We start from the raw sequence: 20313 nt of genomic DNA on the forward strand, positions 1-20313 counted from the left end.
AGACCAATGGGGCGTCAAGGGGCCGCGCAGGGAGTCCTGGAGGACGGCCGGCGGACGCCGATCCGGTGGTGTGGGGCGAACACTATGAACGCAATGATCGAAGGGGTGGCCCCGGCCGCGGCGGATTCCTAGCATCCCGGCTCGCAGCGCAACTTCGCGCCGGCACGCAGCACGTACAGGAGCCGCACCTTGACCAGACCCGACGCTCCCGCGCCCGTCACCCGGACCGCGCACCGCCGAAGCCGTCCGGCGGTGGTGGCGGCCGCCTTCACGGCCGTCCTCCTCGGCACCCTCGGCAACGTGTCGGCCGCCCCCGCGCAGGCGGCCGACCGGCCGGTGGCCGCCGACTGCCCGCCCGCCCTGGCCGAAAAGGCCTCGTGCTACACCGGCCGGGACGGCAACGGGGCGTACTACACGATGGCCGTGCCGAAGGACTGGAACGGCTCCCTCGTCGTGCACGCGCACGGCGGCCCCGGCCTCGGCGACACCTCCGACCCGGCCCGCAGCACCGAGGACCTGGAGCGCTGGGCGGTGATGGTCGACGAGGGGTACGCGTGGGCCGCGTCCGCCTACCGGCGCGGCGGCTACGGCGCCCGGATGGCCGCCGCCGACACCGAGAACGTACGCCGCCTGTTCACCGAGGAGTTCGGCCGGCCGGAACGGACCTACCTGCACGGCCAGTCATGGGGCGGCAACGTCGCCGCCAAGGTCGCGGAGACCTACGGCCGGCGGCACGGCGCGTACGACGGGGTGCTGCTCACCAACGGCGTCCTCGGCGGCGGTTCGCGCGGCTACGACTACCGCGTGGACCTGCGGGTCGTCTACCAGTACTACTGCCACAACCACCCGCGCCCGACCGAGCCGCAGTACCCGCTGTGGCAGGGCCTGCGCCCCGGCTCCACGATGACGAGCGCCGGGCTCGCCGCCCGTCTCCAGGAGTGCACCGGCCACCAGTCCGACCCGGCCGACCGGACCGCCCTCCAGCAGCGCAACCTCGACGACATCCTCGCCGTCACCCGCATCCCCGAGCGCACCCTGGAGTCGCATCTGAAGTTCGCCACGTTCACGTTCCGGGACATCGTGTCGAACCGGCTCGACGGGCGGAACCCGTGGAGCAACCGCGGTGTGCGGTACTCCGGTTCGCACGACGACAAGGCGCTCAACGCGGGTGTGGAACGCTTCTCGGCCGACCCCACCGCACGCCGTGACCTCTCCTACGACAGCGACCTCACCGGCCGCGTCGACCTGCCCGTCCTCACCCTGCACGCCATCGACGACCCCACGGCGTTCGTGGAGCACGAGGCGGCCTACCGGGCCACTCTCCGGGGCGCCGGCCGGGGCGGGAACCTCGTCCAGACCTTCACGAAGGAGTCCGAGCACAGTGCGCTGAGCGACTCCGAGTACGCCGGTTCCATCGCCGCGCTCGACACCTGGGCACGCACGGGCCGCAAGCCCGGAGCGCGCTCGGTCGCGGCCTCTTGCGCCGCCTTCGACGCGACCTACGGCGAGGGCTGCTTCTACGATCCCGGCTTCCGCCCGGCGCCGTACGCCTCCCGGGTGCGTCCCCGGCCCGACGGACTCCACTGGCCCGCCATGACCGCCGCCCAGGAGCGGGCGTGGAGCGGGATCGACGGTGTGGGGATCGCTCCCTAGGCCGCGCCCCGGGGGACCTGCCCCCGCTCCGCCAGCACCGCGCGGATCACGTGGCGGGCGTTGCCCGCCATCGCCGGGTTGGTCTTCCGGTAGTACGGCAGCGCGATCAGTGCCTGGGAGAGGGTCCGCCCCAGGCCGCGCCGCCAGGTCGCGTCGTCGACGCCGAGCGTCTTGCGGAAGACCTCCCGGGCGCCCGTGGGCAGAAGGTTCCACGCCGGGAAGAGGTCACAGGCCGGGTCGCCCACTCCCGCGCACCCGAAGTCGATGACCGCGGTGAGCCTGCCGCCCCCGACCAGCAGGTTGCCGGGCATCAGGTCGGCGTGCAGCCAGACGGGCGGCCCGTCCCAGGCCGGGGCCCGCAGCGCGTCCTGCCACACGGCGGCCAGCGCGTCGCAGTCGACGTCCTCCTCGGGCAGGCCGCGCAGAGCGTCGAGGGCGGCCCGCGTCGCCGCGTCCAGCGTGGCGAGCGGGCCGCCGCGGTGCGCCCCGGGAGCGTCGGGCAGGGAGACGGTCCGCATCGCCGAGACGAACCCGGCCAGATCACCCGCCAGCGCCACGGGATCGGTCAGCGCCCCTGCCTCGGGGATCTCCCCGGGCAGCCACCGGTACACCGACCAGGGCCACGGGTAACCCTCGGCGGGCTCACCGGCCCCGAGCACCTCGGGCACGGCGGCGGGGAGCAGGGGCGACAGCCGGGGCAGCCAGTGCCGTTCGGCCGTCACGTCCGCCACGCCGCCCTTGACGAGCGGCAGGCGGACGACCATGTCGTCGCCCAGCCGGTACATCGCGTTGACCGTGCCACCGGACGGAACGCGCTCGACGGGCAGCCCCGCCCAGCGCGGGAACTGCCCGTCGACCAGCCGCCGCACCAGAGGTCCGTCGATCGGATACGCGTCCGGATGCATCTGACCTGAACTCATTCCACCCATCCGACCTTTCGGCGCGGACGGCCGTCAAACGCTTTCCGGACGGGTGCCGGCAGCCCCGCCGTCGCGGGGCCGACGGGTGATCAGACGCCGAACTCCGTCGGCGAGATGCCGAGCGCGGTGCACGCCTCGCGGATCGCCTGCTGCTCGGACGGCTCGAAGGCGCCGTCGGCCCCGGCCACCACCATGCCGGTCTGGACGACCGCACGCGCCTCCTGCGGCTTCTTGGCGGCCTTGGCGATCACCTGGAGCGCCTCGGTCCTGCCCAGCTGGAAGTTGGCCAGAAGCTTGTCCACGTGCTGGTTGAACCGCTGGCGGAGCTGGTCCGCCGGGAAGTTCTGCAGCACCTCGTTGGAGACGATCAGCTCCTCCACGCGCTGCCGCTCCGCCGGCTCCACCCGGCCGTCGGCCGCGGCGACCAGCGCGCACATGGCCATGCTCGCGTCCCGGTAGGAACCGCTCTTGAGTTCGGTCTTGACCGAGGCGAGCTGGGACTTGAACAGCCCCATCAGCTGGGCCTTGGAGCCACCGGAGGACGAGCCCGTCCCGCCGGGCCGCTGGTGCCCCTGCGCCCCGTGCCCCGATCCGGTCGCTCCCCGAGTGCCCTGGGACTGCTGGAAGGTCTTGGCCTGGTCCTTGATCTTGTCCCACATCGCCACTCGTGCCACCTCGGCTTCTGTTGCTGCTTGTCGGTCATGGTGCCCGGCCGCGATCTCTCGCGGTCATCAGGATCAACGCCCTCCGGGACCACGGGGTTCCCGGAAGGCAAAGACAGAGCAAAGAGCCTACCGGTGCCGTAGTAGGCTGCGCGACCAGGAGTTGCCGTTTCGGTCGGCCGGGTGGAGGCGTCGGTGTGGCTCGGCTGAAGGGGTCGTCGGTCGCCGAGGCCGCCGGACCGCCCCGTGTTCCCGCCGCCCGGCGGACGGTGTGGTCGCGCGAGGTCGGCTGGTTCGTCGCGATCGGCGTCGTCTCGACCGCCGGACAGGCGGCGTTGTACTGGGCGCTGCGCCTGTGGTGGCCCCCGGCCGCCGCCAACCTGGTCTCCCTGCTGGTCCTCACCGTGCTCAACACCGAGGCCAACCGGCGCCTGACGTTCCGGCACGCCGACGCCGGTCCGGTCCGCGCCCATCTGGGGGCCGGCGGGCTCTTCGTGCTCGGCTACCTGGTGACGTCCGGCGCGGTGCTGTGGTTCCGGCACGAGCGGCCCGACGCCTCGCCCGCCGCGGAGACCGCGGTCCTCGCCGCCACGTCCGTCGCCGTCACCGTGGTGCGCTTCCTGGTGCTGCGGTTCGCCGTCTTCCGAGGCCGCGCCCGCCGCTGACCTGCTGGGTCACCCACAGGTGCCCCGGTCACCAAAAAGTGCGTTCTTCCATGTCACCGGCCACTCTCCTACGGTTCCCGAGTAACCACTGGAGAGTAAGGGCAAGGAGAGAGCAGCCATGGCCATCACGCTGGTGAACCCCGCGGAGCTGCCGGAGATCGACGTCTACCGGCAGGTGTCGGTCGCCTCCGGCACGAGGCTGGTGTTCGTCGCCGGGCAGGTCGCCTGGGACGCCGACGGCGCCACCGTCGGCGAAGGCGACCTCGCCGCGCAGGTCGAGCAGTGCTACGTCAACGTCGGCACCGCCCTCGCCGCGGCCGACGCCACCTTCGCCGACGTGGCGAAACTGAACGTCCACGTCGTCGACTGGACCCCCGACAAGATGCCCCTGCTCCTCGAGGGCATCGCCCGGGCCGCCGCCAGACTGGGCGTGACCCCGGCCGCACCGGCCACCCTGCTGGGCGTCGCGGCGCTGGACATGCCCGAGCACCTGGTCGAGGTGGAGGCCACGGCGGTCGTCGATTGAAAAGGACCGGTACGGGTGATGCGTCCGGTCAGTCGTACGTGACCCGGTCCAGCAGCCCCTGCAAGTACAGCCCGCGCCGGGCGTCCACCGGAGTCGGTGTGCCGGTGCGGACCGCGGTGGCGAAGTCGTGGCGCAGGACCGGCCAGCACTCCTCGTGGTCGATGCCCGCCGTGTCGTAGACCAGCGGCTGGTCCGGCCCGAACAGCTCGACGCGGGTGAGCGCGTGGGGGACGGCCACCGAGCCGGACAGAGAGGCCTGGCTGACGGCGCCGTTCTCGTGCGTGCAGGTCAACTCGGTCCAGCGGCGCGGGTCGCCGGTGGCGCGGATGGACGTGAGGGGGCCGACCGAGGCGTCCAGCAGGTCGAGGAGGTGCGGGCCGAGGTCGAGCAGGGCGCCGTGTTCCAGACGCCAGCCGGTGGCGAACTCGCCGCCCAGGAAGGCGCCGTGGAGGTAACAGGAGCGGGCGCCGGTCGCCTCGAAGGAACGCGCGGCTTCGAGGAAGGCGCGGGTGGCCGGGTGGTAGCGCTTGGTCAGCACCAGCTGGGAGACGACACCGGCCTCGGCGACGGCGTCGGCGACGCGGCGGGCCGCGGACAGGTCGGGTCCGAGCGGCTTCTCCAGCAGCAGCGCCTTGCCCCGCTTCGCCGCCAGTGGCGCCAGCTCGGCCTGGACGGCGGGCGGTACGGCGAACGCCACGGCCTCGCAGTGGTCCAGCAACTCCTCGAAACCGGCGGCGACATGCGCGGCGTAGGGCGCGGCGGCCTCGCGGGCCGCCTCGGTGCGGCGGGCCCAGACCGCGGCGAGCCGGGTCTCCGGCCCGGCGGCCAGTACCCGGGCGTGCATGGCGCGGGCCCAGGGGCCGGCGCCCACGAGCCCGACCTCGACGGGCCGGTCGGTCCAGGGGGCGGGGACAGCGTTCACGGTGTTCCTGTCTTCGCGGGGTACGGCACACGGTGGCCATGCGGTGTGCTCACGGTGCGAGGCGGTCGAGCCGGGCGTCGGCGCCGGCGGGGGAGTAGAGGTGCTCCACGACCATGGCGGCGGCCCCGACGAGCCCCGCGTGGTCGCCGAGCCGCGAGGTGACGACCTGGAGGTTGGCCGTGGCGCGGGGCATGGCCCGCTGGTAGACCAGCTCCCGCACCCCGGTCAGGAAGGGCACCCCGGACAGCTCACCGGCGATCATGAGCACTCCGGGGTTGAGCAGGGTCACGACGGTCACCAGGACCTCGCCCACCCGCCGTCCCGCCTCCCGGGCCAGCCGGACCGCGTCCGGATGCCCCTCGTTGAGCAGCCGCCGCACGTCCCGGCCCGACGTGGTCTCGAGGCCGAGGGCGGACAGCTCCCTGGCGATGGCCCGGCCACTGGCGACGGCCGCGAGGCAGCCGTGGGAGCCGCACATGCACAGCGCGTCGGACCGGTCGTGCAGCCGGATGTGCCCGATGTCCCCGGCGCCGCCGTCGATGCCGCGGTAGAGGCTGTCCCCGATGACGACCCCCGCGCCGATGCCGGTGGACACCTTCAGCAGGACGAACGAGGCGCAGTCCCGGTGGTTGGCCTGGTACTCGGCCAGCGCCATCAGGTTGGCGTCGTTGTCCACGAGCACCGGCACCGCGTGCGCCGCCGGGTCCAGGCCCGTCTTCGCGGCGTACGCCTTCTGGAGCCGCTCCCTGATGGGGTACCGGTCCCAGCCCGGCATGATCGGCGGCTCGATCACCTGCCCGGACTCCCAGTCGACCGGGCCCGGCACGGACAGTCCGATGCCGGCCACGTGGGAGGCCGGGATCCCGGCCGCCGCGATGAGGTCCGGGAACCACTCGGCCAGCCGGTCCAGGACGTGTTCGGGCCCCTCGGCGACGTCCAGCGGAGCGGTGTGCTCGGCCAGGATGGTGCCCGCCAGGTCGAGCACGGCGGCCCGGGCGTGCCGGGTCTCCAGGTCGAAGGCGATCACCGAGGCGTGGCCCGGTTCGAACACGATCCGGTGGGAGGGGCGGCCGCCGGTGGAACTGCCCGTGGCGTGGCGCAGCCACCCCGCGCGGTTGAGCAGGTCGAGGCGCTGTCCGACCGTGGAGCGGGACAGGCCGGTCGCCTGCTGGAGGTCGGCGCGGGTGTTGGCGCGGCCGCTGCGGATCAGCTGCAGCAGCGCACCCGCGCTGGCCTGACTTGACGTCATCATGGAGTCCCCCACGGCTCAGCTCTTGTCGGCGCCGCTGGTCAGCCCCTCGGTGAGGAGGCGTTCGGCGGCGAAGAACAGAAGTACCACGGGGATCGTCAGCACCACGGAACCGGCCATCAGGACGGTCTTGGGCACCTCGATGCCGTTGGACAGCTGGGCCAGTCCCAGGGAGACGGTCCACTGGCCGGGGTCGGCGGCGAGGAACAGCAGCGCGAACAGGAACTCGTTCCAGGCGATCATGAAGACGTAGAGGCCGGTCGCCATCAGGGAGGGCAGGGCGAGCGGCAGGATCACCTTGCGGACGGTCTGCAGCCGGGAGCACCCGTCGAGCGCGGCCGCCTCCTCGATCGAGGCCGGGATGGTGACGAGGTAGTTCTTCAGCATGTAGATCGACACCGGCACCGTCTGGGCGACGTAGACGATGGCGAGGCCGACCAGGCTGGAGGAGAGGCCGATCCGGGCGAAGATGACGAAGAGCGGGACGGCCAGCAGCGTCGCAGGGAAGAGGTAGACCGCCAGGAACAGCGCGCTGACCTGCCGGTGGCCGAAGAACTTCAGCCGGCTCACCGCGTAGGCGCCGGGCACCGCCGCCACGAGGGTGAGCACCACCGTGCCGAGGGAGACCAGGGCGGAGTTGCGCAGGAACTTCAGGAAGCCCTGGCCGCCGTCGGAGGTGGAGCGCAGCACGTCCTGGTAGGTGGCGAGGGTGAAGTCCTTCGCCGAGATCCACAGGGATCCGGGGTCGAGCAGGAGCGCGTCGATGGGCTTCAGCGACAGCAGCACCATGTAGTAGAACGGCAGCAGGGTGATCACCGCGAGGAACGCGATGACGAACCAGCGCAGCACGCCGATGAACCGCTCCTCGAACTGGGCCCGGGACAGGGCCGCCTTGCGCGTCACGCTTCCTCCTGGACCTTGTTGCCGAAGAACTTGAAGTAGAAGCCCAGCAGGATCATCAGCGAGACGGCCAGGACGAGCGCCTGGGCGGCCGCGGCTCCCACGTCGTAGCGGGCGGTGAGGAAGTCGTAGACGCGCACGGCGGCCACGTCGGTGCCGGCGCCGCCGCCGGTGAGCAGGTACACGTCGTCGAACTTGTTGAACGTCATGATGAACCGCAGGACGCACAGCAGCGCGATGACCGGCATCAGCTGGGGCAGCAGCACGTGCCGGAACCGCTGGGTCGGGGTGGCCCCGTCGACCAGCGCCGCCTCCTCCAGGGTGTCGGGCACCGCCTGCAGCCGCGCCAGGATGAACAGGAACGCGAACGGGAAGTAGCGCCAGCACTCGAAGACGATGACGGTCAGCAGCGCCAGCGGGATGTCGAAGTGCAGGCCCAGCAGGTGGACTTCGTACTCCCGGGTGGAGAGGAAGGCGATCGGGTCGTCCCAGCCGAACAGCCGCTTGCCCCAGTCGTTGACCACGCCGTACTGCGGACTGAGCGCGACCTCCCAGACGAAGGCCACGGCGACGACGGGCGCGACGTACGGCAGCAGCATCGCCGCGCGCAGCAGCCCGCGTCCCTTGAACGGCTTGCGCAGCGCGAGCGCGGCGATCAGGCCGAGGACGACGGAGCCGAAGGTGGAGCCGGCCGTGTACAGCAGGGTGGTGCCCAGGCTGGACCAGAAGCCGGCCGAGTCGAAGACCTGCGCGAAGTTGTCCAGGGACCAGTTGCCGAACAGGCTCATGCCCTGGATGTCGACGAGCCGGGCCTTCTGGAAGGCGAGCAGCACGGTCCAGGCGATGGGCAGCACGACCACCACGAGGACGACGAGGAAGGTGGGGGAGACGAACGCGAGTCCCGCCCGGTTGGCCCGCCGGCTGGCGGTCATCGGCCGGCGACCCGAGGGGGCGGACCGGTCGGTGGACCGGGGGCTGGAGTCCCGGCGCTGCGGTGCGCCGGCTGGAGCTGTAGTCATGAGGGACCTTCGTGAGGTGCAGGCGGGCGGCTACTGCAAGGACTTCTTCAGGGCGGCGACCTCTTCGTCGGCGTCGCGTGCCGCCTCGGACGGCGAGCTCTGGCCGCTGGTCATGGCGCCGACCGCCTTCGGGACGGGCAGTTCGCCGTTGGTGGCCCCGACCAGGGCTCCCTCGCCCTGGGAGATGCCCCAGCGGCGCATGTTGCTGACCCCGTCGGCGAGCTGGTCCAGCAGGCTGTCGGGGAAGACCTCGTCCAGCGGCTTGCGGGTGTCGACGCCGATCTCGCTGTGGCGCCAGGACTCGAGGTAGCGCTCCGGGGCGTCGGCGGTGCCCTTGCGGACCGGGATCTTGCCCTCGGGCGCCATGCCGAACCAGGACTCGTAGCCGGTGCCCATCATGTACTCGATGAACTCGCGGGAGGCCGCGGTCTCGGCGGTCTTGGTGGTCACCCAGGACGTGATCTCGCCGAACTGGGCCGCCTCCTTGGCGTCGGGGCCCTTCATCGCGGTGACGATGCCGCTGTTGTCCGACAGGTACTGGGGGTCCTTCGCGCACTGGGGACAGCTCGGGAGGGCGTCCTTGCGCAGGCCGGCGAGTTCGTCGAGCAGGAACGAGGACCAGACGACCATCGAGGAGCGCCCGGCGAAGTAGGTGGCCCGGGTGGAGTCCACGGTCTGGGTGCCGGGCGCCCCGTAGGTGCGGGCCAGCCGGTCGTAGGTGCGGAAGGCGGTCTGGCACTGCGGGGAGTCGAGGGCGACCTCGTGCCGGTCGTCGACCAGTTGGCAGTCGTTGGCGAGGGCGATGCTCTCGAAGCTCTGCGAGGTGAAGACGTCACTGGGGTCGGTGGCCGCCGAGATGCCGTCATGGCCCCTGGTGGTCAGCGCCTTGGCGGCGGCCAGCGTCTTCGCGTAGTCGTCGGGCGCCGGCAGGCCCTTCTGCGCCAACTGGTCCTTGCGGTAGACCAGCAACTGGAGCCAGGCGTCGGAGGGCACACCGAGGCTGGTGGCGCCGTCGGAGGTCAGCTCCAGCGCGTTGGCGTTGAACGTGTCCCGGCCGAGTTCGCCGACGATCCGCTTCGGGATGTCGGTGTTCAGCAGGCCGTTGGTGTACATCTGCCAGACCTGGCCCATGGGGGCGGCGCCGATGACGTCGGGCAGCGTGCCCGAGGCCGCCGCCGACATGATCAGCTGCGGCATCTGGGCCTCGTCGACCCCGACGAGTTTGACCTTGATGCCGGTCTTCTTCTCGAACCCGTCGACGACCTTCCGCGTCGCCGCGACCCGGTCGGGGAGGTTCTCCTGGGACCAGACCGTGATCTCACGGTCCGGCTTGCCGGGCCCGGTGCTGCCCGCGCAGCCCGAGAGCAGCCCCACTCCCAGGGCCGCCGTGACGCCGACCGCGGTCGTCCTCGACCGCAGGGTCCTGATGCGCATTGAGTGTCCTCGTTCCGGCTTACGTCTGCTCGCCACGCATCACAGCATCACTTTTGCTTGTTGACAAGACATAAGTTGCGGATATTGTCGACGCAACCGCATCAGCAACCCTTCCGGAGCCCTCCGTGTCATCCGTGTCGCCGAAGTCAGCAGCGTCGCCCGTGCCGTCCGTGGAGCGGGTCGTCCAGTTCACCGGCCCCCGCCAGGTCGAGGTCGCCGAGCACGTCAGGGCCGAACTGCCGCCCGGCCACCTGCGGGTCCGCACCCGGTACTCGGGTATCTCGGCGGGCACCGAACTCACCGCCTACCGCGGCACCAACCCGTATCTGACCCGGACCTGGGACCCCGAGGCGCGGCTCTTCCGCGACGGCGCGCCCGGCATCGAGTACCCGGTGGCCGGCTGGGGCTACTCCGAGGTCGGCGAGGTCGTCGAGGTCTCTCCGGAGCTGGCCGGCACCCCCGGCCTGCCGGTCGCCGGCGAGCTGGTGTGGGGCATCTGGGGCCACCGCAGCGAGGGCATCGTGCCCGCCGAGCGCATGATCGGCCACACCCTCCCTCCCGGCCTCGAACCGCTGGCCGGCGCCTTCGCACGGGTCGGCGCCATCGCGTACAACGCCGTCCTGGCCGGTGACATCCACCTCGGCGAGGACGTCGCCGTCTTCGGGCAGGGCGTCATCGGCCTGCTCACCACCCGGCTCGCCCGGCTCAGCGGCGCCCGCGTCACCGCCGTGGACGCCCTCGACGGCCGTCTGGAGGCCGCGAAGCGGTACGGCGCCCAGCACACCCTCAACGCCCGCGCCGACGCCGTCGCCGAACGCGTCCGCGAGGCCACCGGCGGCCTCGGCGCCGACCTGGCCATCGAGATCAGCGGCGCCTACCCGGCCCTGCACGAGGCGCTGCGCTCGGTCGCCGCGGGCGGACGCGTCGTCGCCTCCGGCTTCTACCAGGGCGACGGCATCGGCCTGCGGCTCGGCGACGAGTTCCACCACAACCGCGTCCAGCTGATCTGCTCCCAGATCGGCGGCGTCCCGCCGCAGTTGTCCAACCGCTGGACCGTCGAACGCCTCCAGCAGACCTTCCTGCGCCTGGTCGCCGAGGGCCAGGTCGACGTCGACGCCCTGGTGAGCCACGTCGTCCCCGTCGCCGACGCGGCCGACGCCTACGTACTGCTGGACGAGCGGCCCGCCGAGGCGCTGCAGGTCGTCCTGGAATTCTGAGACCCGCTCCATTGCGACCGGTATTTCCCGAAAGGCCCCCCATGCTCAAGACCGCCGTCCAGGAACAGCTGCTGCCCGGGGACACCCTCCAGGCCAAGTGGGACTTCGCCCGGCAGGCCGGATACGACGCGATCGAACTGCGCGGCAAGGGAGACTTCCACTTCGCCTCCCGCCTCGGTGAACTGAAGCAGGCCCGCCAGGACGGCGTCGTGATGCCGACCGTCTGCGTCGACATGCTGCACTTCCTCGGCGCCTTCGACGAGGACGTCCGCCGCGACGCCGTCGCCCAGATGAAGTCCCAGCTCACCGTCATCGCCGAGATCGGCGGCGTGGGCGCCCAGACCCCCGCCTCGTACGGCATGTTCTCCCGCCGGCTGCCGCCCTTCGAGCCGCCGCGCACCGAGGAGGAGGACCGCGAGGTGCTCCTCGCCGGCCTCACCGAACTCGGCGAGCACGCCCGCAAGGAGGGCGTCACGCTCTTCCTGGAGCCGCTCAACCGCTACGAGGACCACATGGTCAACCGGCTCGACCAGGCCGCCGGCCTGATCCGCGCCGTCGGCCTCGACTCGGTCCGGATCGGCATCGACAGCTACCACATGAACATCGAGGAGACCGACCCCGCCGCCGCGATCGTCGCCCACGCCGACGTCATCGGCCACGCCCAGGTCTCCGACTCCAACCGCTTCCAGCCCGGCGCCGGACACCTCGACTGGCCCGCCTGGCTCGGCGCCCTGCACACCATCGGCTACGACGGCCACCTCGCCCTCGAATGCCGGCTGACCGGCGACCCCCTGGACGCCGTGCGCTCCGTCCCCGGCTTCCTCGCGAGGTCCGGCGCGTGAACTCCCCCGACCTCCTGGACCGGCCCGCGCCCGCCGCGCCCGCAGACCTGACCCTGCGGCGCGGCGCGGCGCGGGTCCTCCTCGACAACTGGACCGGCGCCTCCACCGTCCCCTCCCGCACCCTCTACCCGCACCAGTGGAGCTGGGACTCCGCCTTCGTCGCCATCGGGCTGTGCCACCTGTCGGTGCGCCGCGCCCAGCGCGAACTGGAGTCCCTGCTGGCCGCGCAGTGGGCGGACGGCCGCGTCCCGCACATCGTCTTCAACCCGGCCCTGCCGCACGGCGCCTACTTCCCCAGCCCCGACTTCTGGCAGTCCTCCCGGGCCGGCCGCGCCGCGGGCGCACCGTCGGCCGCCGAGACCTCGGGCATCGTCCAGCCGCCCGTGCACGCGCTGGCGGCCTGGCTGGTGCACCGCGCCGACCCGGACGAGTCCCGCCGCCGCGGTTTCCTCGCCCGCGTCCACCCGCGCCTCGCCGCCTGGCACGACTACCTCCTCGACCGCCGCGACCTCGGCGGCGGAGGCCTCGCGGCCGTCGTGCACCCGTGGGAACCCGGCATGGACAACAGCCCCTGCTGGGACCGGGCGCTCCAGCGGATCGAGCCCAGCCCGCCCGGCACCTTCCGGCGCGCCGACCTCGACCACGGCCACCCCGCCGACCGGCCCACCGACCTCGACTACGGCCGCTACGTGCGGCTGGCCACCGAGTACCGGGAGGCCGGCTACGACGACCGGACGGCACCCCACCGGTTCGCCGTGGAGGACCCGTCCTTCAACGCGCTGCTGGCCGTCAGCGAACTGGCGCTCGCCGCCACGGCACGCGAACTGGGCCTGCCGGGGGAGCGGCACACGGAGCGGGCCGCCGCACTGACCCGGGCGCTGGTGGACCGGCTGTGGGACGCGGAGGCCGGACTGTTCCGCGTCCGCGACCTGCACACCGGCACGCACGTCGACGAGCGGAGCGTCAGCGGCCTGGTCCCGCTGCTCGTCCCGCACCTGCCCGCGGACGTCGTCCGAAGCCTGCACGCCACGCTGACCGGGGCGCACTTCCGCGCCCCGGCCACCCGGCTGGTGCCGAGCTACGACCTGACCGGCCCCGCCTTCGACCCCACCCGGTACTGGCGCGGCCCCGCCTGGTTCAACACGGCCTGGCTGATCGAGCGGGGACTGCGCACCCACGGCCTGCGGCAGGACGCCGACGTGCTGCGCGCCGACTTCCTCGCCCGGGCCGGAGACTCGGGGTTCGCCGAGTACGTCGACCCCGGCACCGGCGCGGCCCGAGGCACCCGGCACTTCTCCTGGACCGCCGCCCTCACCCTCGACCTGCTGAGCAACGGCCCGGCGGCGGACCACCCGACCGGGTCCGACCCGACGGGACACGATCTGACGGAGGCCCGGTCATGACCACGGCCGAAAGCCGCGTCCAACTCGTGCGCGACGCCACCTTCGTACGGCTCGGCACCGACGGCGAGATCACCGGCACCCGCGGCACGGCCCCGGACGGCCTGTTCTTCCAGGACGCCCGGCACCTGAGCCGCTGGCGGCTCACCGTCGACGGCACCGCGCCCGTCGTCCTGGTGCCCGCCACGGCGGACGGCGACTCCACGGCCGCCTGCGTCCTGACCCCCGAGGGCACCCGGGACCACCCGCCCGCCTACACCGTCTTCCGGCGGCAGAGCGTCACCGCGGGCGCGTTCACCGAGCACCTGACCCTGGTCAGCAACCGCCCCGATCCCGTGACCGCCCACGTCGAGCTGACCGTCGGCGCCGACTTCGCCGACCTCTTCGAACTCCGCGCCGACGACCGCCACTACGCCAAGCCCGGCGCCGAGTACGAGACCCACGACGGCGCCGACGGGCCGGTCTTCACCTACCGGCGGGCCGCATGGCACGCCCGTACGGAACTCACCTGCCGCCCCGCCCCGGAGACGGCCGGATTGGCCGAGCCGCAAGGGGACGCCACCGTCCGGACCCTGTCCTGGCGGCTGCCGCTCGACGCGCACGGACGGGCGGAGGTGCGGCTGACCGCCCGCGCCCACCCGCACGGACACACCGCGCCGACCTCCTCCACCCCCGTCACCGGCCAACGGCACCCGCACGGCCACACGCCGGCGACGGACAACCTCACCCGCACCTGTGAACGCGGACTGGCCGATCTCGACCTGCTGACCATCCCGGTCACCGGCGTCGACGGCGAGCACCTGCGCGTTCCCGCCGCGGGCATCCCGTGGTTCATGACCCTGTTCGGGCGCGACTCGCTGCTGACCTCGTACTTCCTGCTGCCGTACCGGCCCGCGACGGCGGCAGCCGTACTGAGTGCGCTCGCCGCCGTCCAGGGCGAGCGCCACGACCCCTTCAGCGGCGAGCAGCCCGGACGCATCGTCCACGAGACCCGGCACGGCGAACTCGCCCACTTCCGGCAGGTCCCGTACGGCCGCTACTACGGCGCCGTCGACGCCACCCCGCTCTTCCTCGTGCTGCTCCACGCCCACCACGAGACGACCGGGGACCGCACCCTCGCCGTCCGCCTGGAGCGGCACGCCCGGCGGGCCGTCGACTGGATGCTCACCGACGGCGGCCTCGAACGGCACGGCTACCTCGTCTACACCCCCGACCCGAACGGTCTGGTCAACCAGAACTGGAAGGACTCCGAGGGCGCCGTCTGCTTCGCCGACGGAACCCAGGCCGAGGGACCGATCGCGGTCTCGGAGGCACAGGGCTACGCCTACGACGCGCTCCTGCGCACCGCCGAACTCGCCGCCGGCGTCTGGGGCGACGAACCCTACGCGCGCCGCCTGCGCGAGACCGCCGCGGGGCTGCGCGCCCGCTTCACGGCGGACTTCTGGATGCCCGGGGCCGGCTTCCCGGCCCTCGCCCTGGACGGCGACGGCCGCCAGGTCGACGCGCTGGCCTCGGACGCCGGGCATCTGCTGTGGTCCGGCATCCTCGACGAGGACCGCGCCCGCCGGGTGGGCAAACGGCTGCTGGAGCCGGACTTCTTCTCCGGCTGGGCCATCCGCACCCTGGCCGCCGGACAGCGCCCGTACCACCCGCTCTCCTACCACCGGGGCAGCGCCTGGCCGCACGACAACGCGGTCGTCGCGCTGGGCCTGGCCCGCCAGGGACTCGCGGACGAGGTGCGCACCGTCGCCGACGGCCTGATCGCGGCGGCGTCCCACCACGGCCACCGGCTCCCCGAGGTCCTGGCCGGCTACGACCGCTCCGCGACCCCCGCACCGGTCCCGTACCCCCACTCCTGCTCCCCGCAGGCCTGGGCGGCGGCCACCCCGCTGGCCCTGCGGACGGCGCTGGGGGGGGCGGCTCAGTCCCTGACGGGCGCCGCCGTGCTCGCGCGGACGACGAGGCGCGGCTCCACTGACGCGGGTTCGGGCACCGTCTCGGGGGCGGCGATGTAGCGCAGCAGGTGGGCGACGGCGAGTTCGCCCATCTGCGCGAAGGGCTGGGCGACGGTGGTCAGGGGCGGTGAGCAGTACTCCGCCAGCTCGATGTCGTCGACGCCCACCACGGAGATGTCCTCCGGGACGCGCCGCCCCAGTTCGCGCAGGGCCCGGACGACGCCGAACGCCATCTCGTCGCTCGCCACGAACACCGCCGTCGCGTCCGGGATCCTGCCCAGGACCAGCCCGCCCCGGTACCCGGAGGCGGGCGACCAGTCGCCCTCCAGGGGCGGGGGCACCGCGCGCCCGGCGGCCTCCAGCGTGGTCCGCCAGCCCTCCCGTCTGCTGGCGGCCTCCAGCCACTGCTCCGGGCCCGCGAGGTGCCAGACCGTCTCGTGGCCGAGGTCCAGCAGATGCCGGGTGGCCAGCCGGGCCGCCAGCGACTGGTCCACGGCGACTACCTCGGTGGCGTCGGTGCGGGAGCCGTCGATGGTGAGCGTGGGGGTGGCACGGGTCAGCTCTTCGAGCCGCGGGCTGGTGTGGATCAGCGGCACCGACAGGATGATGCCCTCCACGCCCTGGTCGGTGAGCCGGGACAGTGCGTCCTCGATGGCGGACGTGTCCAGCGAGGCGGTGGTCGCGGTGCTCACCGTGTATCCGGCGGCCTGTGCGGCGCCCTCGATGCCCGAGGTGACCAGGGCGCGTGAGTAGAAGGTGGTGCGGAGGGTCACCACGCCGATCGTGCGGCTGCGCCCGGAGGAGAGCATGCGGGCCGCGTTGTTGCGCCGGTACCCGAGCCTGGCCACCGCGGCCATGACGTCGGCCCGCGTCTTCTCCCGCACGTGCGGATGGCCCGAGAGCACCCGCGACACCGTCTGCGCGGACACCCCGGCGGCGCGGGCCACGTCGGTCATCCCCGGCGGCCGTCGCCCACCGTCGCCCTGTTGCTTCGTCATGCGGTCCTTCCTCGGGTGCCCTCCTGGCCGATGGTATCGCTGACATGAGCTGTCACCTGGTGTTTCCCGGGCCCTGGGCCGTGCTCGTCCCAACTTGTTGGCATCGATAACATTGTCTGCCATAGTCAAGCGGGACAGCACCCGCCTCCGCCCAGGGATCGATAACAACCGGGGCGGGACCGGCACGACTTCCGGAGCCGTCGAGTGACCCTCCCGCGCACGCCCATACTCACCCACGCCGACGGCACGTTCCTGCGCGCCGGCCGCCCGCACCGCATCCTGTCCGGCTCGCTGCACTACTTCCGCGTCCACCCGGAGCAGTGGGCCGACCGCCTGGACCGGCTGGCGGCCCTCGGGCTCAACACCGTGGACACCTACGTCCCGTGGAACTTCCACGAACGCCGCCCCGGCGAGGCCGACTTCGACGGCTGGCGGGACATCGCGCGCTTCGCCCGGCTGGCCCAGCGGACCGGCCTCGACGTGATGGTGCGGCCCGGTCCCTACATCTGCGCCGAGTGGGACAACGGCGGGTTGCCGGCCTGGCTCACCGGCACCCCCGGCATGCGGCTGCGCACCAGCCACGGCCCCTACCTGGAAGCGGTCGGCCGCTGGTTCGACGCGCTCGTCCCGCGCCTGGCCGAACTCCAGGCCGTACACGGCGGACCGGTCGTCGCCGTCCAGATCGAGAACGAGTACGGCAGCTACGGCGACGACCACGACTACGTCCGCTGGGTGCGGGACGCCCTGACCGACCGCGGCATCACCGAACTGCTCTACACCGCCGACGGCCCCACGCCGCTCATGCACGACGGCGGGAGCGTCCCCGGCGAACTGGCGGCCGCCACCTTCGGCTCCCGGCCAGAGGAGGCGGCGGCACTCCTGCGCGCACGCCGGCCCGGTGAGCCCTTCTTCTGCGCCGAGTTCTGGAACGGCTGGTTCGACCACTGGGGCGAGAAACACCACGTGCGGTCCTCGGACAGCGCCGCCCGGGACGTCGGGGACATCCTCGACGCGGGCGGCTCGGTCAGCCTCTACATGGCGCACGGCGGCACCAACTTCGGCCTGTGGGCCGGCGCCAACCACGACGGGGACTCCCTGCAACCCACGGTCACCAGTTACGACTCGGACGCCCCGGTGTCCGAACACGGCGCGCTCACCCCCAAGTTCCACGCACTGCGGGAGAGGTTCGCCACCGTGCCCGGCGTCCTGGAGCGCCTGCGGCCCCTGCCCGCCGACCCGCCCCTGCTGCCGCCCGCGACGCTGCCCGTGACCCGGCGGGCCGCCCTGCTGGACGGAGTGCGCGCCGCCGCCGAGCCCGTGCACGCGCCCGTGCCGCTCGGCTTCGACGAACTCGGCCAGTCCGCCGGCCTCGTGCTCTACACGGCCCACCCACTGCTGCCCGCCGGCCGCCACGAGGTGACCGTGACCGGACTGCACGACCGGGCCCAGGTGTTCGCCGACGGCGTGCCCGTCGCCGTACTCGACCGCGAGACCGCCGCCTTCCCCCTCACCGGCACCGGTGCGCGCGTCCGGCTGGAGCTGCTGGTGGAGAACCAGGGGCGGATCAACTACGGGCCGCTCCTCGGCCAGGGCAAGGGCATCCTCGGCGGCGTACGGGTCGAGCGCCGGCTCGTGCACGGCTGGACCATGCACCCGCTCCCGCTGGACGAGTGGTCGCCGCACGACATCGCCCGCGCCACGTCGGCCGCCGGGCCCGGCTCCACGGCCGGGTTCGCCACCGCCGTGCTGGACGTCCCCGAACCCGCCGACACCTTCCTCGCCCTGCCCGGATTCGCCAAGGGCTTCGTCTGGGTCGGCGACATGCTGCTCGGGCGGTACTGGGAGGCGGGCCCCCAGACCACCCTCTACCTGCCCCGGCCCCTCCTCCGCCCGGGCCCCAACACCCTCACCGTCCTGGAGCTGGAACGCCTCGGCGACCACATCGCCCTCGTGGACCGCCCCGACCTCGGACCGGCCGAGGAGTACGTCGAGACCTTTGACTGACCGAACCCGCCCCCGCTCACCGGCCCGCACACCGCAATCGCTTCACCAACCCCCACTGGTAGCAAAACGAGTTGAGGAGTACCCGTGTCACGGTTGACCGCTCCCCGAAGCAGACTCGCCCTCGCGGCCGTCGCCACCGCGCTCGCCCTCGCCGGCGGCGCCTCGCTCGGGTCCCCGCCCGCGGCCGCGTCCGGCCCCGGCACCACCTACATCGTCACCGTCGGGGACAAGGGCTCCTGGACCCGGCCCGACGACACCCCGGCCGCCACCTACATCGACAAGGACGGCACCTTCTACTACCAGCAGGCCCACGCGCTGTACGGCGCCGAGGACAGCCGCGCCTGGAGCTTCTACACCGGCACCGACTTCGACACCGCCGAACGGTCCGCGATCAGCGACGCCGTCGACCCCGGCGAGCCCAGGGACCGCAACGACGACACCACCTGGCGGTGCAACAACAGCCCGACCGGCAAGGAGTCCACCTTCCCGCCCGCCGGCTCGCACTACGCGCAGAAGAACTACTGCGACCTGGCCGGTGTGTGGGTGGACCCGGACACCGGCGACTGGTACGGCCTGGTGCACAACGAGTTCACCCCGCAGCCCTTCGCCGACGGCCTCCACTACGACGGCATCGACTACGCGGTCTCCCGCGACCAGGGCCGGACCTGGTCCGTCGAGGACCACGTCATCACCTCGCCGTACAGCACGGAGCGCGGTGACACCGAGGCGTTCCCGGAGCAGACCTACCACTACGGCGACGGCGACCCCCGCCTGTTCGCCGACACCGCCTCCGGGTACTTCTACGTCTACTACGGCTCGCGGATCGTGGACAAGGGCGGCAGCTGGAAGGCGTTCCACGCCCACGTGGCCCGCGCGCCGATGTCCGGCAAGATGGCGCCCGGCACCTGGCAGAAGTGGTACGACGGCGCCTGGTCCGAGCCCGGCGTCGGGGGCCGCGAGAGCAACATGGTGCCGGTCGGCGGCTCCGGGGACACCGGTTACACGCCCGTGGCGGACGAGTACGACCCGGCCACTCCCGGCAAGGTCGACGAGCAGGTGGCGGCGGGCGAGATGCCCCCGACCTCGCCCCTGTTCGTCATGGACGTCACCTACAACGCCCACCTGGGCCTGTACGTGGGTGAACCCCAGGCGGTCGACCAGAGCGGCGACGCCCCGCAGCAGTTCTACGCCACCGACGACCTCGCCACGCAGAAGTGGTTCCCGATCGGCGACACCGGCGACCACACCAACGCGTCCTGGTACCGCTGGTTCCTCGACGGTGTGAACCGGACCGGCTCCGGCATCGTCGGCAAGTCGTTCCGCTCGTACTGCTCCTTCGGCTGCTCGGACGGCAAGGCCGGCGAGTACGTCGACATCTCGATCGGCACCTCCGACCCGGCGGCACCGGTCGACGTGGACAAGACGTACCGGATCACCGGGGCGGACGGCCGGGCCCTCGCCCAGCGGACGGCGCACGGCTCCGCCACCACGTCGGTGCGCGGTGCGAAGCCGTCCGGACTGGCGGAGTGGGTCTTCACCGGCAACGGCGACGGCTCCTACCGCATCGCCAACGCCGCGACCGGCGGGCTGCTCGGCGTCGACTCCAGCACCACGGCCGGCCGGGCATGGGGCACCAAGCCCACCGTCACCCGGCCCGGCAGCGGCGGACCCTCCGTCGGACAGCAGTGGTTCATCATCCCCGGTACCTCCGCCGACTCCACCGCCGACGGCACGTACCGGCTGGTCAACCGCTACAGCGGCCTGGTGATCGGCGTCTCCGGCAACCCCCACCGGCGCGCCGAGACCACGCCCGTCCGCTCCTGGACCGACAGCACCGGCGACCGCGTCGGCGGCCGGCGCGGCCCCGGGGAGCAGACGCTGACCCTCACGCCGACCGGGCGCGCCGGCTGACGTGACGGGGTGAGCGCCGGGCCGGGACACGTGCGG

Annotated in this window: 17 protein-coding genes; 9 read left to right on the top strand and 8 right to left on the bottom strand. The window is 72.8% G+C overall.

The features are described 5' to 3' along the window. Nucleotides 1-189: 189 nt before the first annotated feature. Nucleotides 190-1653 (top strand): alpha/beta hydrolase family protein, encoded by a 1464-nt coding sequence (locus ACFW01_RS34670; protein ID WP_384510330.1) that lies wholly within the window; start codon nucleotides 190-192, stop codon nucleotides 1651-1653. Here the strand turns inward: ACFW01_RS34670 and ACFW01_RS34675 are convergent. Next, entirely contained in the window at nucleotides 1650-2573 is a 924-nt protein-coding gene (locus tag ACFW01_RS34675; RefSeq protein ID WP_384510333.1) for an aminoglycoside phosphotransferase family protein, read from the bottom strand. The genes ACFW01_RS34670 and ACFW01_RS34675 overlap by 4 nt on opposite strands. Before the next feature lie 89 nt (nucleotides 2574-2662). Further along, nucleotides 2663-3238, bottom strand: coding sequence for a tellurite resistance TerB family protein (locus ACFW01_RS34680; protein WP_234959952.1), 576 nt, complete (start codon nucleotides 3236-3238; stop codon nucleotides 2663-2665). A 194-nt stretch (nucleotides 3239-3432) separates the two neighbouring features. Between ACFW01_RS34680 and ACFW01_RS34685 the strand changes: the two genes are divergently transcribed. Continuing rightward, nucleotides 3433-3900, top strand: a complete 468-nt coding sequence (locus ACFW01_RS34685; RefSeq protein WP_234959885.1) for a GtrA family protein — start codon at nucleotides 3433-3435, stop codon at nucleotides 3898-3900. A 118-nt stretch (nucleotides 3901-4018) separates the two neighbouring features. Further along, on the top strand, nucleotides 4019-4426 hold the full coding sequence (locus tag ACFW01_RS34690; RefSeq protein ID WP_234959886.1) for a Rid family hydrolase: 408 nt from the start codon (nucleotides 4019-4021) through the stop codon (nucleotides 4424-4426). A gap of 28 nt (nucleotides 4427-4454) precedes the next feature. Here the strand turns inward: ACFW01_RS34690 and ACFW01_RS34695 are convergent, their stop codons facing one another. From ACFW01_RS34695 to ACFW01_RS34715, 5 genes are read right to left on the bottom strand one after another with little or no spacing between them, the layout of a single operon-like run. Continuing rightward, on the bottom strand, nucleotides 4455-5348 hold the full coding sequence (locus ACFW01_RS34695) for a Gfo/Idh/MocA family protein (RefSeq protein ID WP_384510338.1): 894 nt from the start codon (nucleotides 5346-5348) through the stop codon (nucleotides 4455-4457). A 49-nt stretch (nucleotides 5349-5397) separates the two neighbouring features. Further along, on the bottom strand, nucleotides 5398-6597 hold the full coding sequence (locus ACFW01_RS34700; protein ID WP_384510363.1) for an ROK family protein: 1200 nt from the start codon (nucleotides 6595-6597) through the stop codon (nucleotides 5398-5400). An 18-nt stretch (nucleotides 6598-6615) separates the two neighbouring features. Continuing rightward, nucleotides 6616-7500: a carbohydrate ABC transporter permease gene (locus ACFW01_RS34705; protein WP_384510341.1), complete on the bottom strand. Its 885-nt coding sequence runs from the start codon at nucleotides 7498-7500 to the stop codon at nucleotides 6616-6618. Beyond that, nucleotides 7497-8516 (bottom strand): carbohydrate ABC transporter permease, encoded by a 1020-nt coding sequence (locus tag ACFW01_RS34710; RefSeq protein ID WP_384510344.1) that lies wholly within the window; start codon nucleotides 8514-8516, stop codon nucleotides 7497-7499. The genes ACFW01_RS34705 and ACFW01_RS34710 overlap by 4 nt, the downstream gene beginning before the upstream one ends. 30 nt (nucleotides 8517-8546) lie before the next feature. Further along, nucleotides 8547-9950 carry an ABC transporter substrate-binding protein gene (locus ACFW01_RS34715; protein ID WP_384510347.1) on the bottom strand — a complete coding sequence of 468 codons (1404 nt, stop codon included), beginning with the start codon at nucleotides 9948-9950 and terminating at the stop codon, nucleotides 8547-8549. A gap of 170 nt (nucleotides 9951-10120) precedes the next feature. Here ACFW01_RS34715 and ACFW01_RS34720 point away from each other — a divergent pair, with 170 nt between their 5' ends. Genes ACFW01_RS34720 through ACFW01_RS34735 form a run of 4 tightly spaced genes read left to right on the top strand, consistent with a single transcriptional unit; the run spans nucleotide 10121 to nucleotide 15424 of the window. After that, the gene (locus tag ACFW01_RS34720; protein WP_384510366.1) at nucleotides 10121-11167 is read left to right on the top strand and encodes a zinc-binding alcohol dehydrogenase; all 1047 of its coding nucleotides are present in this window, start codon (nucleotides 10121-10123) and stop codon (nucleotides 11165-11167) included. A gap of 41 nt (nucleotides 11168-11208) precedes the next feature. Next, entirely contained in the window at nucleotides 11209-12009 is an 801-nt protein-coding gene (locus ACFW01_RS34725; RefSeq protein WP_234959891.1) for a sugar phosphate isomerase/epimerase family protein, read from the top strand. Then, complete coding sequence (locus ACFW01_RS34730; protein WP_384510351.1) at nucleotides 12006-13412, top strand: trehalase family glycosidase; 1407 nt, start codon at nucleotides 12006-12008, stop codon at nucleotides 13410-13412. Before ACFW01_RS34725 ends, ACFW01_RS34730 begins: the two co-directional genes overlap by 4 nt. Continuing rightward, on the top strand, nucleotides 13409-15424 hold the full coding sequence (locus ACFW01_RS34735) for a glycogen debranching N-terminal domain-containing protein (protein ID WP_384510354.1): 2016 nt from the start codon (nucleotides 13409-13411) through the stop codon (nucleotides 15422-15424). The genes ACFW01_RS34730 and ACFW01_RS34735 overlap by 4 nt, the downstream gene beginning before the upstream one ends. Here the strand turns inward: ACFW01_RS34735 and ACFW01_RS34740 are convergent. Further along, nucleotides 15331-16362, bottom strand: coding sequence for a LacI family DNA-binding transcriptional regulator (locus ACFW01_RS34740; RefSeq protein WP_384510357.1), 1032 nt, complete (start codon nucleotides 16360-16362; stop codon nucleotides 15331-15333). The two genes, ACFW01_RS34735 and ACFW01_RS34740, sit on opposite strands and share 94 nt — an antisense overlap. 204 nt (nucleotides 16363-16566) lie before the next feature. Between ACFW01_RS34740 and ACFW01_RS34745 the strand changes: the two genes are divergently transcribed. Both ACFW01_RS34745 and ACFW01_RS34750 read left to right on the top strand, forming a co-directional pair. After that, nucleotides 16567-18366: a beta-galactosidase family protein gene (locus ACFW01_RS34745; protein ID WP_384510360.1), complete on the top strand. Its 1800-nt coding sequence runs from the start codon at nucleotides 16567-16569 to the stop codon at nucleotides 18364-18366. 93 nt (nucleotides 18367-18459) lie between these two features. After that, complete coding sequence (locus ACFW01_RS34750; RefSeq protein ID WP_384510369.1) at nucleotides 18460-20277, top strand: RICIN domain-containing protein; 1818 nt, start codon at nucleotides 18460-18462, stop codon at nucleotides 20275-20277. Nucleotides 20278-20313 lie beyond the last annotated feature (36 nt).

This window comes from Streptomyces sp. NPDC058985 (assembly GCF_042740985.1).
Classification (GTDB): Bacteria; Actinomycetota; Actinomycetes; order Streptomycetales; family Streptomycetaceae; genus Streptomyces.

Coding starts and splice junctions, on each gene's coding strand:
- ACFW01_RS34735 (WP_384510354.1), top strand. CDS start 13,409: ATGACCACGGCCGAAAGCCGCGTCCAACTCGTGCGCGACGCCACCTTC.
- ACFW01_RS34675 (WP_384510333.1), bottom strand. CDS start 2,573: ATGAGTTCAGGTCAGATGCATCCGGACGCGTATCCGATCGACGGACCT.
- ACFW01_RS34710 (WP_384510344.1), bottom strand. CDS start 8,516: ATGACTACAGCTCCAGCCGGCGCACCGCAGCGCCGGGACTCCAGCCCC.
- ACFW01_RS34690 (WP_234959886.1), top strand. CDS start 4,019: ATGGCCATCACGCTGGTGAACCCCGCGGAGCTGCCGGAGATCGACGTC.
- ACFW01_RS34740 (WP_384510357.1), bottom strand. CDS start 16,362: ATGACGAAGCAACAGGGCGACGGTGGGCGACGGCCGCCGGGGATGACC.
- ACFW01_RS34725 (WP_234959891.1), top strand. CDS start 11,209: ATGCTCAAGACCGCCGTCCAGGAACAGCTGCTGCCCGGGGACACCCTC.
- ACFW01_RS34700 (WP_384510363.1), bottom strand. CDS start 6,597: ATGACGTCAAGTCAGGCCAGCGCGGGTGCGCTGCTGCAGCTGATCCGC.
- ACFW01_RS34715 (WP_384510347.1), bottom strand. CDS start 9,950: ATGCGCATCAGGACCCTGCGGTCGAGGACGACCGCGGTCGGCGTCACG.